The 13,895-nt window shown below is 70.8% G+C and carries 12 protein-coding genes; 3 read left to right on the top strand and 9 right to left on the bottom strand.

Annotated elements, in window-relative coordinates; translation table 11 throughout:
• Window positions 1-13: 13 nt before the first annotated feature.
• From ACWGSM_RS09080 to ACWGSM_RS09065, 4 genes are read right to left on the bottom strand one after another with little or no spacing between them, the layout of a single operon-like run.
• Complete coding sequence (locus ACWGSM_RS09080) at window positions 14-676, bottom strand: O-methyltransferase (protein WP_452322587.1); 663 nt, start codon at window positions 674-676, stop codon at window positions 14-16.
• Window positions 677-707: 31 nt separating this feature from the next.
• Window positions 708-1,679 carry a CPBP family intramembrane glutamic endopeptidase gene (locus tag ACWGSM_RS09075; protein ID WP_452322586.1) on the bottom strand — a complete coding sequence of 324 codons (972 nt, stop codon included), beginning with the start codon at window positions 1,677-1,679 and terminating at the stop codon, window positions 708-710.
• 16 nt (window positions 1,680-1,695) lie between these two features.
• Window positions 1,696-2,718 (bottom strand): DUF1648 domain-containing protein, encoded by a 1,023-nt coding sequence (locus tag ACWGSM_RS09070; RefSeq protein ID WP_452322585.1) that lies wholly within the window; start codon window positions 2,716-2,718, stop codon window positions 1,696-1,698.
• Window positions 2,715-3,065: a GntR family transcriptional regulator gene (locus tag ACWGSM_RS09065; protein WP_452322584.1), complete on the bottom strand. Its 351-nt coding sequence runs from the start codon at window positions 3,063-3,065 to the stop codon at window positions 2,715-2,717. The genes ACWGSM_RS09070 and ACWGSM_RS09065 overlap by 4 nt, the downstream gene beginning before the upstream one ends.
• Before the next feature lie 123 nt (window positions 3,066-3,188).
• On the opposite strand from ACWGSM_RS09065, the gene ACWGSM_RS09060 reads away from it, so the two are divergent.
• Window positions 3,189-4,418 (top strand): APC family permease, encoded by a 1,230-nt coding sequence (locus tag ACWGSM_RS09060; RefSeq protein WP_452322583.1) that lies wholly within the window; start codon window positions 3,189-3,191, stop codon window positions 4,416-4,418.
• A gap of 167 nt (window positions 4,419-4,585) precedes the next feature.
• On the opposite strand, the gene ACWGSM_RS09055 is transcribed toward ACWGSM_RS09060, so the two are convergent.
• The 3 genes from ACWGSM_RS09055 to ACWGSM_RS09045 all read right to left on the bottom strand — a co-directional run bounded on the left by ACWGSM_RS09055 (window position 4,586) and on the right by ACWGSM_RS09045 (window position 7,908).
• Complete coding sequence (locus tag ACWGSM_RS09055; RefSeq protein WP_452322610.1) at window positions 4,586-5,851, bottom strand: histidine--tRNA ligase; 1,266 nt, start codon at window positions 5,849-5,851, stop codon at window positions 4,586-4,588.
• A 217-nt stretch (window positions 5,852-6,068) separates the two neighbouring features.
• Entirely contained in the window at window positions 6,069-6,728 is a 660-nt protein-coding gene (locus ACWGSM_RS09050) for a MazG family protein (protein WP_452322582.1), read from the bottom strand.
• 4 nt (window positions 6,729-6,732) lie between these two features.
• Window positions 6,733-7,908 (bottom strand): Na+/H+ antiporter NhaA, encoded by a 1,176-nt coding sequence (locus ACWGSM_RS09045; RefSeq protein WP_452322581.1) that lies wholly within the window; start codon window positions 7,906-7,908, stop codon window positions 6,733-6,735.
• 57 nt (window positions 7,909-7,965) lie between these two features.
• Here ACWGSM_RS09045 and ACWGSM_RS09040 point away from each other — a divergent pair, with 57 nt between their 5' ends.
• Window positions 7,966-10,629, top strand: a complete 2,664-nt coding sequence (locus tag ACWGSM_RS09040; RefSeq protein ID WP_452322580.1) for a phosphoenolpyruvate carboxylase — start codon at window positions 7,966-7,968, stop codon at window positions 10,627-10,629.
• Between the two features lie 126 nt (window positions 10,630-10,755).
• Window positions 10,756-12,120 carry an NADP-specific glutamate dehydrogenase gene (gene gdhA / locus ACWGSM_RS09035; protein WP_452322579.1) on the top strand — a complete coding sequence of 455 codons (1,365 nt, stop codon included), beginning with the start codon at window positions 10,756-10,758 and terminating at the stop codon, window positions 12,118-12,120.
• Window positions 12,121-12,234: 114 nt separating this feature from the next.
• On the opposite strand, the gene ACWGSM_RS09030 is transcribed toward gdhA, so the two are convergent.
• Complete coding sequence (locus ACWGSM_RS09030) at window positions 12,235-12,831, bottom strand: gamma carbonic anhydrase family protein (RefSeq protein ID WP_452322578.1); 597 nt, start codon at window positions 12,829-12,831, stop codon at window positions 12,235-12,237.
• A gap of 22 nt (window positions 12,832-12,853) precedes the next feature.
• Window positions 12,854-13,891, bottom strand: a complete 1,038-nt coding sequence (gene cydB, locus ACWGSM_RS09025; RefSeq protein ID WP_452322577.1) for a cytochrome d ubiquinol oxidase subunit II — start codon at window positions 13,889-13,891, stop codon at window positions 12,854-12,856.
• Between the last annotated feature and the right edge of the window lie 4 nt (window positions 13,892-13,895).

Below are 13,895 nucleotides of genomic sequence, written 5' to 3'. Positions count from 1 at the left end.
CCTCGGGCTGATGTCAGACGACGAGTGCGAGAGCGAACCCGTCCCAGCCCTTGACGCCCACCGTCTGCAGCGCGGTCGCGTCGAAGCGCGGGTCCGCCGCCAGCATCCGGAGCGCCTCCTGGGTGCCGATCACCTTGGTGTCGACCGCCTTCTCGTTCACGATCTCGCCGTCGCGGCCGATGTTGTCGAGGACCACCACGGTGCCCGGATGCCCGAGTCTCACCGCCCAGTCGAGGTAGAGGGTGTTGGACTCCTTGTCGGCGTCGATGAACACGAGATCGAAGCCGCCGACGAGGGTGGGCAGCACATCCTCGCCTCGGCCGACGCGGATCTCTACGCGATCGCCGACCCCGGCAGCGTCGATGCTGGCGCGTGCGATCCCGGCGTTGCCGTGCTCGGCCTCGATCGTGACGACTCGGCCCTGCTCGCCGACCGCGCGGGCCATCCAGATGGTCGAGTAGCCGCCGAGCGTGCCGATCTCGAGCACGCGACGTGCGCCGCTGATGCGCACCAGCAGGTTCAGCAGCTTGCCGGCGACCGGCGCGACCTCGATGTCGGGCATGCCCGCTGCCCGCTGTGCCGACAGAGCGCGCTCCAGCGCAGGGTCGCGTCCGACGAGCAGGTCCGCGAGGTACTCGTCTGCAACGCGCCAGGAGTGGGGGGTGGATTCGACCATGTGCCCAGCCAAGTCGTCCGGCGCGCCGGGGTCAAGCGGGTGGAGCAGTGGGCGCCGCCGGTGCCGGTGGCGGCGCGGCGAGGGGCGGCTGCCGGCGGAACTGTCCGGTGATGATCAGCACGACGACCACCAGCGCGCATGCGATCCAGCCTGACGCGCCGAGCACGAACGCGAGCGCGGGATCCGGTCGCGTGCCCGCGGCGTACAGCAGAGTCGGCAGGCCGGCCGCCGCGTTGACGGCGCCGTGTGCGAAGACCGCCGGCCACACCGACCCCGAACGCAGACGCAGCCAGCCGAGCAGCACACCCCACGCCACGCATCCGGCCGTCATGAGCAGCACGCCGGTGATGTCGGTGCGGCCGAAGTTGTAGCCGAGCAGGATGATCGGTGCATGCCAGAGGCCCCAGACCGCGCCGCTGATCAGCAGAGCCGGCCACGTGCCGTACCGGCGCAGGGCGGGAACGAGGAACCCGCGCCAGCCGATCTCCTCGCCGAATGCGGCGATCGCGTTGACGGTGGCCGCCGCGACCGGAACCGCCAGCAGCTGCGCGGCGACCAGCACACCGAGAGGTGGAAGCGCGACAGCACCGGCCGGACCGGCTTCCAGCACTTCAGCGAACCCGGAGAAGGCGATCAGGTCGAGAGTGATCCAGCCGCACAGCGCCGCGACGGCGAGCGAGAGCACCACGACTGCGACCGTGCCGAACAGCCCGATGGCGCTCATGCCGATCACGCGCTTGACCGGGCGCAGCGGCCACATGCCCAGGAAGCGGAGTCGCTGACCGCGCGGCACCGGCCGCAGCACGAGCATCACCACGAGCACCGCGACCGCGGGCGTGTACATCATCAGCGGCAGCAGCAGCCCGACGAACGGTGTGGCGAGCCCGTCGCCCAGCCAGAGCGGCGATGCCACCGCCCAGGCGAGCCCGAACGCGAGCACGATGTAGGTCAGGGTGGCCGCGGGGCTCACCTCGGGCATCCGGTCGGTCGGCTGATCTGTCATCTCGCTGCTCCTCCGCTCATCCCGCGGCTCGGTGATCGAGGTGGGCCTGCAGTGTCGCGGCGGCCGTCTCCGCGCCGTCGACGGTGATCACGACCGCGCCCTTGCCGCGACGACCGACCTCGATGGCAGGTCCCGTGCGCAGCACGATACCGGTACGACCGTCGAGGCCGACCCGCCAGCCGATGCCGCCGAACTCGGCGAAGGGGTGGCATTCGATCGCACGCACCGAGGTGATCTCGTCGAGCGGCACGTGCAGCCGGGGAAGACCGAGAGCGGAGCGCACCTGCAGCCCGTCGGCTCCGGCTCGCACTCGGAAGGATGCCGTCGCCGCGAGCGCAAGACCGACCACGACGAGCACGAGCGTGGGGAGCCACGCGCTTCCGGGCGCCTGAAGCAGCATGACGGCGGTCACGCCGATGAGCACGATGCTCGTGAATCCGATGGCGAGGACGCCGACACGCGCCGTGCTCGCCGTACCCATCCAGACCACGCGCTCCCCCGCCGAGATCGATGGCAGCCGCGGGCCCCTCAGCGTCGCGGACGCCGTCGCCTCCACATCGGGCTGCAGCACCCAGCCGACAGCCGAGAGCAGCAGCAGCGCGCAGAACGCACTGACCAGCACGGGCAGCACGCTCGTCGCGTCAGCGGCGTCGGAGAGGCCGCGCTGCATCCACGTCGATCCGGCAGCGGTCACCGCGCCGAACGCCGACAGTCCGAGCGCGAGCGCCCCCAGGAACCGTGCCGTCACGCCCCACTGCTGCCGTGCCATGGCGAGCGTGAGCGTGACCAGCAGCAACGGAAGGCCGAAGCCGATCAACACGGCGAGCCACAGGTAGGTGGCGGGCGGGCCGTAGCCGTCGACGCCCCCGGCGCCCCAGTGCGTTGCCGCGGGGTCGGGCATCTCCGGCATCCGGACGGCGACGAGAGCGAGGGCGACCACCGTCAGGGCGGCGGGGATCACGAGACCGACGACGGTGAGGGCGCGTCGGGCCCGCCGCACGTCGGCGGCGGTGGTGGTCTGCGTGCTGGGCGTGATCATGAGTCCATCTCCTTGATGAGGGCGGCGAGAGTGGCGGGGGCGACCCCGAGAGCGGCTCCGCGCCGGACGAGCGCGGAGATCTCGTCGGCGAGGTCGGCGAGCGGCGCGGCCGAGGCCGAGATCACCGCGCCGCGTCCCCGCCGCAGCTCGACGAGTCCTTCGTCGCGCAGCTCCTGGTAGGCGCGAAGCGCCGTGTGCACGTTGACATCGACGGCCTCCGCGAGGTCGCGTGCGGCGGGCAATCGGTCGCCGGGGCCGAGGCGTCCGGCGAGCACCTCGCCGCGCACCGATGCGGCGATCTGCTCGAACAGCGGGCGAGGGCTGTCGGGGTCGACTCTGATGAGCATGTGTTCCTTCCGTTCGGATTATTCTACTCGCACTAGATCAACTAGGGCAACTAGAACTTGCTGGGTGAAGCTCCGCTGCCACCTCGTCATCTCTCGTTCACCGCGGGGTGGGAGCATGGGCGGATGCCCCTCGCCCGCCGCCTGACCCTCACCGACGCCGTCGCGATCGGGCTGGGATCGATGATCGGTGCCGGGGTGTTCGCCGTCTGGGCGCCCGCGCTCTCCGTCGCGGGATCGGGCGTCCTCGTCGGGCTGGGAATCGCCGCCGTCGTCGCGTTCTGCAACGCGACCTCGTCGGCGCAGCTGGCTGCGGTGCATCCTGTTGCGGGCGGCACGTACGCCTACGCGCGTGCCGAGATCGGACCGTGGACGGGCTTCATCGCAGGCTGGTGCTTCGTGATCGGCAAGATCGCGAGCTGCGCGGCCATGGCGATGACGTTCGCCGCCTATGCCGCCCCGGAGGACTGGCGCACGCCCGTCGCCGTCCTCGCGGTCGCATCCCTCGCCGCCGTCAACTGCTTCGGGGTCACGCGTACGGCGCTGCTGACGCGCATGCTCGTGGTGGTCTCGCTGCTCGGACTCGCCGCGGTCGCCGCATCCGGGATCGCCGCCTCGCCGCAGGCCTCGCCCGCTCCCCTGCCGGATGCCACGGCGTACGGCGTGCTTCAGGGCGCGGGCCTGCTGTTCTTCGCCTTCGCGGGATACGCGCGCATCGCGACCATGGGCGAGGAGGTGGTCGATCCCGCGCGGACCATCCCGCGAGCGATCGTGCTCGCCCTCGGCGGCGCGGTCGTCGTCTATGCGCTGGTGGCCGTCTCGGTGATGCTGACGCTGGGAGCGGATGCCGTCGGCAGTGCGCACCCGCTCGCCGACGTAGCGGAGGCCGCGGGCTGGAGCTGGGCGGGCCCGGTGGTGCGCATCGCGGCCGCGACGGCGTCGTTGGGTGCACTGCTCGCGCTGATCACCGGTATCGGACGCACGACGCTGGCGATGGCGCGCGAGTCGGATCTGCCGCGGTTCCTCGCGCGGGTCGATGAGCGATGGCAGGTACCGCAGCGCGCCGAGATGGCCGTGGCGCTGATCGTGATCGGGATCGTGCTGGTCGCCGATCTGCGCGGCGCGATCGGCTTCTCATCGTTCGGCGTGCTGCTGTACTACCTGATCGCCAACGCCGCGGCGTTTCGTCAGACGGGATCCGCCCGCCGCTACCCGCGCGTGCTTCAGGTGGTCGGCGCGCTCGGATGTCTGGTGCTGGTATCGACGCTGCCCGCACTCGCCTCACTCATCGGCACCGGCGTCGTGCTCGCCGGCGTGGGCTACCGGATGCTGCGACTGAGCCTCGCCGTGCGCTGAGCGCTGGTGCCGCGCGTCGTCGGCCGCGCGGGTGCGCGCACGGGGCGCGTGCCCGAACCATGTGTGGAAGCGAGTGCCACGCGGGTGCAGGCGAACAATCGAGCGCAGGCCGATTTCCGTGGAATCGACCTGCGCGCGTGTGTTCGCCTTCCTCGGCGACGACTGATTCAGGACAGTGGCTTGACCTCGAGCGAGCCGACGGCGTCACCGGAGCGCACGGCGGCGAATCCGGTGTAGCCGTCTGTCGCCGCGCGCTCCAGCAGCGCCTTCAGGTTCTTCGGGCGGCGCTCCAGGCGCACCCGCGCAGCACCGCCGTCGCGCAGCAGCGCGGACTTGTGAGCCAGCAGCTCGGCGACGGTCACGTCGGCGTCGTGTACGAGCACGACAGCCTGCGCCTGGTCGACTTCCTGCTCTGCGATCAGATCGACGATGCGCTCGAAACCGATCGAGAAGCCGACGGCGGGAACCTGCTGACCGAGGAACCGGCCGATCATGCCGTCGTAGCGGCCGCCACCGCCGAGCGAGTAGCTCACCGAGGGGTGGGCGAGCTCGAAGATCGTGCCCGTGTAGTAGCCCATGCCGCGCACGAGGAACGGGTCGTAGACGAGCGGCGGCTCGCCGCCGTCGGCGCGCGCGGCGACGACCGCGTCACCGAGCGAGACGAGGTGAGCCACGATCTCGTCGGGAACACCCTCGGGCAGCGCCTTGCGGATCTGCCGCTCACCGTACGGGTTGTACTCCACGGTCTGCGGACGGTTCAGGAATTCCTCGAACCGATCGACGGCCGCGGGAGTGACCCCGCGATCGCGGAGCTCGGCGGCGACACCCGAGGCTCCGACCTTGTCGAGCTTGTCGATCGTGATGAGCACGCCGGGGCGCTCGTCCTCGGTGAAGCCGAACGAGTCCAGCATCCAGTCCAGGGCCCGGCGGTCGTTCACGCGCACGATGCCGCCCTCGAGGCCGAGCGCGTCGATCGTGTCGAGGGAAGCCACGATCAGCTCGGCCTCCGCGCGCGAGCTCTCGTCGCCCATGATGTCGATGTCGCACTGCACGAACTGGCGGTAGCGCCCCTTCTGCGGACGCTCTGCACGCCAGACCGGTCCGATCTGGATCGCGCGGAACACCGTCGGCAGCTGCCCGCGGTTGGTCGCGTAGAAGCGCGCGAGCGGCACGGTGAGGTCGTAGCGCAGACCGAGATCGCTGAGTGCGGCTGGGTCGTCGGCTGCGGCCCTGATGCCGTCGGCGTCGAGTCCGCGGCGCAGGATGCTGTACGACAGCTTCTCGTTGTCGCCGCCGATCCCGGCGTGCAGGCGCCCGTGCTCCTCGACCACGGGTGTCTCGATCTCGTCGAAGCCGTGCGCGCGGTAGCGCTCGCGGATGACGGCGAGCACGCGCTCACGACGGGCCTTGTCAGCGGGGAGGAAGTCGCGCATTCCGCGCGGCGGGTTCACGGTTGCCACCCGTCCATCTTCCCAGGTCGCGCGCGGCGGGATGGTCGATGGCGACGCGGCTCGGTTCCAGCGCGCCATGTCGAGGAGCCACATGCCGGTCACGGGTTGCTCAGAACCGGCATCCGGCTCCCCGCCGGGACAGCAGCCCCCGCCAGGCATCCGAGCCGAAAGGCTGCGAGGTGAGCGATTCGAACGGGGCTCAGCCCGGCTGCTCTGCGGCGCGCACCTCGGATTCGAGCAGGCGGAGGCGCTCGCGCAGCGCGCGCTCGGCATCCCACCCCTGCTCGCGCGCCTGAGCGACCAGAGCGAGCAGGGCGTCACCCAGCTCGACTTCGGATGCCGGCAGCGGCCCGTGCGCAGACCCGCCTTCGGCGCGCTCGATGACCGACGAGGCCCGTCCGAGCAGCTTCTGTGCTCGCGCGAGCGCGGGCATGCCGACCGGAACGCCGTCGAGCACGCTGCGACGCTCGCGCTTCTCGGCCGCCTTCGCGGCGTTCCAGTGCACGAGCACCTCCTCCGGCGTGGTCGCGACGGCATCGCCGAAGACGTGCGGATGCCGGCGCACCATCTTCTCGGTCAGCCCGCGCGCCACGTCGTCGATGTCGAACGGCTCCGCCGCACTCTGCGCGGCGATCGCCGCATGGAACAGCACCTGCCACAGCAGGTCGCCGAGCTCTTCGCGCATCTCGGCGCGGTCGTCACGCTCGACGGCGTCGATCAGCTCATGGGCCTCCTCGATGAGGTAGGGCACGAGGTCGCGGTGGGTGATCCGCTGCGACCACACGCAGCGTTCACGCACCTGCCGCATCGTCTCGGCGGCGGCACGAAGCGGATCGGGCTCGGCGAGCGGATCGGTCATCGGCTCACTCCACCGCGGCCGCGAGCCGGCGGTACGAGCGCGCCCGCGCGGTGACGACGACGGCCGAGAGCACCAGGGCGATCAGCGAACCGCCCAGCACGCCGAGGATCGCCTGGTCGCGGACCTCGCCGTCTCCGACGAACGCGAGGTTCGCGAGCAGCAGCGAGACCGTGAAGCCGATGCCGCCGAGTGTGCCCGCGGCGAGGATGTCGGGCAGCCGCAGCGCCGGCTCGGTGCCCTTCGGCCGCAGCCGCATGCTCAGCCATCCGAAGATGCCGATGCCGATGATCTTGCCGACCGGCAGCGCGACGAGGATGCCCCAGAACGCCGGCGACAGCTCGGTGGGCGAGACCTGAGGGATGACGACGAACGCCGCGACGAACGCGAAGATCGGCAGGATGACGCCGTTCACGGTCGGCTCGAGCGCGTGCCGGGTCTTCTCGGCCGGCGCGGGCGACATCGCGAGGCCGAGCATCACTCCGGCGATCGTGGCGTGGATGCCGGAGAGCGCCATGAAGCCCCAGGCGAGCAGCCCGAGCACGCCCATGAGCACGGCGATCCCCGAGGAGCCGTTCTTCGCGACGACCCTGCTGAGCACGGCGAACGCCGCGACGCTCGCGACCGCGAGCAGGAACATCAGCCAGTTCACGTCGTGCGCGAACAGCACGGCGATGAAGATGATGCCGATGATGTCGTCGAGGATGGCGAGGGCGAGCAGGAAGACACGCACCGCCGCCGGCAGGCCCTTGCCGAACATGGCGAGCACTCCGAGCGCGAACGCGATGTCGGTCGCGGTCGGAATGGGCCAGCCGACGGCCGTGCCCTCCCCCGTCCCGGGCCCCGCGATCAGCAGGTACACCGCGATCGGCACGATCACGCCGCCGGCGGCCGCGATCGCCGGCTGCAGGGCCTTGCGCGGCGAGTCGAGCTCACCGTGGGTGAGCTCGTGGCGCAGCTCGATCGCGACGACGAGGAAGAAGATCGCGAGCAGTCCGTCAGCCACCCACTCGTCGATCGAGAGGTCGAGCCCTGTGCCGGGTATCGCGATGTGCGCATGCAGCACCTCGGCGATCCCGTCGTGGGTGGCGAGGTTGGCCAGCAGCAGGCCGAGAGCCGCGGCGGCGAGAAGAAGCGCCGCCGGGAACTGCTGGCCGCGAAGAGGATTGTCCGAGATTCGCATCCCCACCACTCTGTCACAGGGGACGGATGCCTCGTTCGGGCGGTTTACGCTCGAGACATGTCGCTCGAGCCCACGAACACCGAAGCCATCCGCGTCATCACCCGATTCGAAGCCTCCCACGGCATTCCCGACGCGATGCGCGCGGATGTGCGGATGCTCGGCGGCCTGCTCGGGCAGGTGCTGCGCGAGTCGGGCAGCGCCGGGCTCTTCGAAGATGTCGAGCGACTGCGCCTGGCGACGATCCAGGCGTCCGACATCGACAGCGACGGAGCGGCGTTCACCCGCGCCGCCGAGATCGCCGACTCGTTCACGATCGAGCGTGCCGATGAGGTCGCGCGGGCCTTCACCTGCTACTTCCACCTCGTCAATCTCGCAGAGGAGCACCAGCGCGTGCGCATCCTGCGGGAACGGTCCGGCCAGCCTCGCGAGGGGGAGGCCGACACGGTCGCGACCGCTTTCGCGCAGCTGACGCAGGAGATCGGGGAGGATGCCGCTCGCGAGCGTCTCGCCGAGCTGCGCTTCCACCCGGTGTTCACCGCTCACCCGACCGAGGCGCGCCGCCGCGCGGTGTCGGGCAGCATCCGCCGCCTCTCCGACCTGCTGACCGAGCACGACGCCGCGAGCGAGGGCGGCGCCGACGCGCGCCGAGCCCGGCGGCGGATGCTCGAGGAGATCGACACGCTCTGGCGCACCGCTCCGCTGCGCGCGCAGAAGCCCAGCCCGACCGACGAGGTGCGCACGGTGATGGGCGTCTTCGACGAGACTCTGTTCAGCACCGTGCCGCACGTGTACCGTCGCATCGACGACGCGCTGCGCGGCGACGAGTCCGGCGCGAGCGCGCCCGTCGTCCCCGCGTTCGTGCGGGTCGGCTCGTGGGTCGGCGGCGACCGCGACGGCAACCCGTTCGTCACGGCGGCGGTGACCAGGGAGGCCGCGCAGATCGCGTCCGAGCACGTGCTGCGCGGACTCGAGCGCGCCCTCGATCGGATCGGCCGCGCACTCACCCTTGACGCCGACGACACCCCGCCGAGCGAAGAGGTCAACGCGATCTGGCAGCGCTTCTCCGACGGGCATCCGGAACTGGCGGATGACATCGCCACACGCTCGCCGTCGGAACCGCACCGCCGGGTGATGCTCGCGGTCGTGCACCGCGTGCACGCGACCCGCACTGAGCAGGGCGGCGCCTACGGCGCGCCCGAGGAGCTGCTCGCCGACCTGCGTGCGGTGCAGTCGTCGCTGGCGGATGCCGGTGCGCGCCGCCACGCGTTCGGCGGCCTGCAGCACCTGATCTGGCAGGTGGAGACCTACGGATTCCACCTCACCGAGCTCGAGGTGCGCCAGCACTCGAAGGTGCACCGTCAGGCGCTCGAAGAGCTCGACGCGGGCGGGGAGCTCAGCGCGCAGACCGAGGAGGTGCTCGATGTGTTCCGCGCGGTCGCCGACATCCAGCGCCGCTACGGCCTGCGCGCCGCCGGCCGCTACGTCGTCTCGTTCACGCAGTCCGCGCAGGACCTCGCCAACGTGCACCGCCTCGCGACATACGCGCTGGGCGAGGACGCTCCGGTGCTCGACGTCGTCCCGCTGTTCGAGACCTTCGCCGACCTGCAGGCGGCGCCTGCGATCCTCGCCGAGGTCGTGCAGTTCCCTGAGTTCCGCGCCCGCCTCGACGCCACCGGCGACCGGCTCGAGGTCATGCTCGGCTACTCCGACTCGTCGAAGGACGTCGGGCCGGTGGCCGCGAACCTCGCCCTCTACGAGGCGCAGCGTCAGATCGCCCTGTGGGCCAAGGAATCCGGCATCCGGCTCACCCTGTTCCACGGTCGCGGCGGCGCGCTCGGCCGCGGCGGCGGCCCTGCCAACTCGGCGATCCTTGCACAGCCGCCGCATTCGGTCGACGGCCGCTTCAAGCTCACCGAGCAGGGCGAGGTGATCTTCGCCCGCTACGGAGAGCCGGCGATCGCGATGCGCCACATCGACCAGGTGGCCGCGGCCACGCTGCTCGCCTCCTCCCCCACGGTCGAGCAGCGCACCAGTGGGGCTGCCGAGCGGTTCGCCGACGTCGCCCAGACGATGGACGCCGCGTCGCGCGAGCGGTTCTTCTCGCTCGTCGCCGCCGAGGGGTTCGCGCCGTGGTTCGCGACCGTCACGCCGATGGAGGAGATCGGTCTGCTCGCGCTCGGCTCGCGCCCGGCGCGTCGCGGTCTCTCGGTCGAGTCGCTCGAAGACCTGCGCGCGATTCCGTGGGTGTTCGCCTGGACGCAGGCGCGGATCAACCTCGCCGGCTGGTTCGGTCTGGGCACGGCTCTGGATGCCGTCGGCGACGAGGCACGGCTGATCGAGGCGTACCGGGATTGGCCGCTGCTGCGCACCATGATCGACAACGTCGCGATGAGCCTGGCGAAGACCGACGAGCGCATCGCTCGCGAGTACCTCTCGCTCGGCGACCGGGACGACCTCGCGAAGATCGTGCTCGACGAGCTCGCACTCACCCGCGACTGGGTGATCCGGCTCACCGGCGGAGACCAGCTGCTCGGCAACAAGCCGGTGCTGCAGCGCGCTGTGCAGCTGCGCACCCCGTACGTCGACGCGCTGTCGCTGCTGCAGCTGCGTGCCCTGCGCGCGCTGCGCTCCGAGATCCAGGGCGAGACCGACCCCGATCTGCAGCGCCTGCTGCTGCTTTCGGTCAGTGGAGTCGCCGCCGGGCTGCAGAACACCGGCTGATAGCATCCCGACCGACTCATCGTCGGAGCAGGCACGGCTCGCACGCTACAGTGAGACCCTGCCTGATCCGGTGAAGCATCACGCGACACGATCGCGCCCCTGATCCCCCAGCAGAAAGCTTCCCGCGTGACAGACACCACCGACTTCCACCCGCTCAGCGCCGCCGCGCAGCCCGTGTTCGACACGGTGCGGGCTCTCAACCCGAACGAGCCGGAGTTCCACCAGGCGGTGCACGAGGTTCTGCACTCTATCGGCCCCGTCCTCGAGCGCCACCCGAAGTACCTCGAGCAGGGCGTGCTCGAGCGGCTCGTCGAGCCCGAGCGGCAGGTCATCTTCCGGGTGCCGTGGACGGACGACGCGGGCAGGCTGCAGGTCAACCGCGGCTACCGGGTGCAGTACAACTCGGCACTCGGCCCGTACAAGGGCGGCCTGCGCTTCCACCCCTCGGTGAACATCTCGATCATCAAGTTTCTCGGCTTCGAGCAGATCTTCAAGAACGCGCTCACCGGGCAGGGCATCGGCGGCGGCAAGGGCGGCTCGAACTTCGACCCGCACGGCCGGAGCGAGGCCGAGGTCATGCGCTTCTGCCAGTCGTTCATGAGCGAGCTGTTCCGGCACATCGGCGAGCACACCGACGTCCCCGCCGGCGACATCGGCGTCGGCGGTCGCGAGATCGGCTACATGTTCGGCATGTACCGCAAGATCACGAACCGCCACGAGTCGGGCATCCTCACCGGCAAGGGCATCGGCTGGGGCGGAGCTCAGGTGCGCACCGAGGCGACCGGCTACGGCGCGGTGTTCTTCGTGCAGGAGATGCTCGCCGTGCACGGCGAGAGCCTCGAGGGCAAGCGCGTCGCGGTCTCGGGCTCGGGCAACGTCGCGATCTACGCGATCGAGAAGGCCACCCAGCTCGGGGCGCGCGCGGTCACGGCATCCGACTCCTCCGGCTACATCGTCGATGACGCCGGCATCGACCTCGCACTGCTGCGTCAGATCAAGGAGGTCGAGCGCGGTCGCATCGTCGAGTACGCGAACCGTCGCCCCGGCGCCCGGTTCGTCGAGGGCGGCAACGTCTGGGAGACCCCGGTCGACATCGCGGTGCCGTCGGCGACGCAGAACGAGCTGAACGAGGACTCGGCCCGCATGCTCATCGCCAACGGCGTGCGCGCGGTCGCCGAGGGTGCGAACATGCCGTCGACCCCCGAGGCCGTCGGCGCCTTCCAGGACTCCGAGGTGCTTTTCGCGCCGGGCAAGGCGGCGAACGCCGGCGGAGTGGCGACATCCGCTCTCGAGATGAGCCAGAACGCGTCGCGCCAGCGCTGGAACTTCGCGAACAGCGAGCAGAAGCTGCGCGACATCATGGCCGACATCCACGACGCGTCGTTCCGCGCCGCCGAGCGCTACGGCACCCCCGGCGACTACGTCGCGGGCGCCAACATCGCCGGCTTCGAGCGGGTCGCGGATGCCATGCTCGCGCAGGGCGTCATCTGACCCGACGCATCGCTGTCCTTCGCTGAGAAACCACCTTCTGCACGAGACCACGCCTGGGGCGGTCTCTCACGCAGGAAGTGGTTTCTCGCGTTCTGGGGCTGGGTGGCGAAGGTGTCAGAGCAGGCGGTCGGCTGCGTGGCGGGCGAGCGAGCTCGCGTAGCGCTCGGTGAGCTGCACCATCAGGTCGGGGGTGTCGCGGTCGACGCCGAAGACATGGCCGGGAAAGTCCAGGGCGGGCATCGCGGCGGCGATCTCGTCGGCGCGGTCGGGTGAGAACAGCTGCACGGGATCGCCGACCGCGACCCAGCCGATCGGAACCGCGCTGCCCTCGGGCAGCACCGCGCGGCGCTGGACGATCGCGTTGACGCGCACCTCGCAGCGCGGGCCGACGATCGCGCCGTTGAAGATGCGGGCTCCGGATGCCAGGAACACCTCCTCACCGACCGTCGCCCCCGCGATGCTGGCGAGCGTGCCGACCAGGGTGTGATCGCCGATGTGCACCGCGTTGGCGGCGGTGGCACGGATGAGGGCGTTCTCCATCACGATCACGTGCTCGCCGAGGGTGATCGGCCCGCCCTCGGCGGTGATCACCGCCCCGTGCAGCACCTGACAGCTCGGGCCGATCTCGACGTCGCCCGAGATCACAGCGGTCGGCGCCACGACGGCGGTGTCGTGGATGCGGGGCCGAGCCCCGAGGTGCTCGTACATCATGCGGCCAGACTAGCCCTGCGCGTCACCGGGCGCGCAGCACCGCCGGCAGCACGATGTGCACCTCCGGGATCATCCCCGGCGTCACCCGCTTGCGGAAGATCCAGTAGCTCCACGCCTGGTAGAGCAGGATCACCGGCAGCGACACCGCGGCGACGACGGTCATCACGCCGAGTGTGTACGGTCCGTTGGCGGCGTTCCACACGGTGAGGTCGAACGCGGCATCCACCGTCGACGGCAGCAGCAGCGGGAACATGCCGGCGAAGATCGCCCCGGCGCCGAACAGACCGAACCCGGCGAAGCCGATGAACGCACGGCCCTCGAAGCGCCGCAGTGCGGCACGCCATCCGTAGACCGCGGCGAGCACGGCGAAGACGATGAGCGTCCAGGCGAACACGGGGCCGCCGTGCACGAGCTGCACCCAGATCGCCCATACCGCGGCGGGAGCGATGCACAGCGGCGCCCAGCGGGCGGCGAAACGCCCGGCCCGCTCGCGCACCGGACCGTCGGCCTTGAGACCGAGGAAGGTCGCCGAGTGCAGCAGCGCGAAGCCGACCACGGCGAGACCGCCGAGCACGGCGGGGATCGTCAGCCAGACGAACGGACCACCGACGCGGTCGCCGTTGGCGTCGATGGGCAGGCCGGTCGAGGTCAGGGCCAGCGCGGCGCCGATGCAGAACGCGACGATGAGCGAGCCGAGTCCGATCATCCACGTCCAGGCGGTGCGCCAGCGCTCGGTGTGCACCTTGCCGCGGTACTCGATGCCGACGGCTCGCACGATCAGCCCGACCAGGGTGATCGTCAGCGGCACGTAGAGGGTCGAGAACAGCGATGCGTACCAGGCGGGGAACGCGGCGAACATCGCCGCCCCCGCGGTGATCAGCCATACCTCGTTGCCGTCCCAGACCGGGCCGATGGTGTTGAGCATGACGCGGCGGTCGCGCTCGGATCGGGTGGAGAAGGCCATGTGCATGCCCACGCCGAGGTCGAAGCCCTCGAGCAGCAGGTAGCCGATCCACAGCACGGCGATCGCGATGAACCAGACGACGGGAAGCGGTTCCATTTCC

The organism is Microbacterium sp. NPDC055521 (assembly GCF_053619695.1).
This window is presented reverse-complemented; position numbering and strand designations above follow the sequence as displayed.

What these genes read in the sequence shown, in the direction of transcription:
- ACWGSM_RS09080 (WP_452322587.1), bottom strand. Translation starts at nt 676, where the DNA reads ATGGTCGAATCCACCCCCCACTCCTGGCGCGTTGCAGACGAGTACCTC.
- ACWGSM_RS09075 (WP_452322586.1), bottom strand. Translation starts at nt 1,679, where the DNA reads ATGACAGATCAGCCGACCGACCGGATGCCCGAGGTGAGCCCCGCGGCC.
- ACWGSM_RS09070 (WP_452322585.1), bottom strand. Translation starts at nt 2,718, where the DNA reads ATGATCACGCCCAGCACGCAGACCACCACCGCCGCCGACGTGCGGCGG.
- ACWGSM_RS09065 (WP_452322584.1), bottom strand. Translation starts at nt 3,065, where the DNA reads ATGCTCATCAGAGTCGACCCCGACAGCCCTCGCCCGCTGTTCGAGCAG.
- ACWGSM_RS09060 (WP_452322583.1), top strand. Translation starts at nt 3,189, where the DNA reads ATGCCCCTCGCCCGCCGCCTGACCCTCACCGACGCCGTCGCGATCGGG.
- ACWGSM_RS09055 (WP_452322610.1), bottom strand. Translation starts at nt 5,851, where the DNA reads ATGCGCGACTTCCTCCCCGCTGACAAGGCCCGTCGTGAGCGCGTGCTC.
- ACWGSM_RS09050 (WP_452322582.1), bottom strand. Translation starts at nt 6,728, where the DNA reads ATGACCGATCCGCTCGCCGAGCCCGATCCGCTTCGTGCCGCCGCCGAG.
- ACWGSM_RS09045 (WP_452322581.1), bottom strand. Translation starts at nt 7,908, where the DNA reads ATGCGAATCTCGGACAATCCTCTTCGCGGCCAGCAGTTCCCGGCGGCG.
- ACWGSM_RS09040 (WP_452322580.1), top strand. Translation starts at nt 7,966, where the DNA reads ATGTCGCTCGAGCCCACGAACACCGAAGCCATCCGCGTCATCACCCGA.
- ACWGSM_RS09030 (WP_452322578.1), bottom strand. Translation starts at nt 12,831, where the DNA reads ATGATGTACGAGCACCTCGGGGCTCGGCCCCGCATCCACGACACCGCC.
- cydB (WP_452322577.1), bottom strand. Translation starts at nt 13,891, where the DNA reads ATGGAACCGCTTCCCGTCGTCTGGTTCATCGCGATCGCCGTGCTGTGG.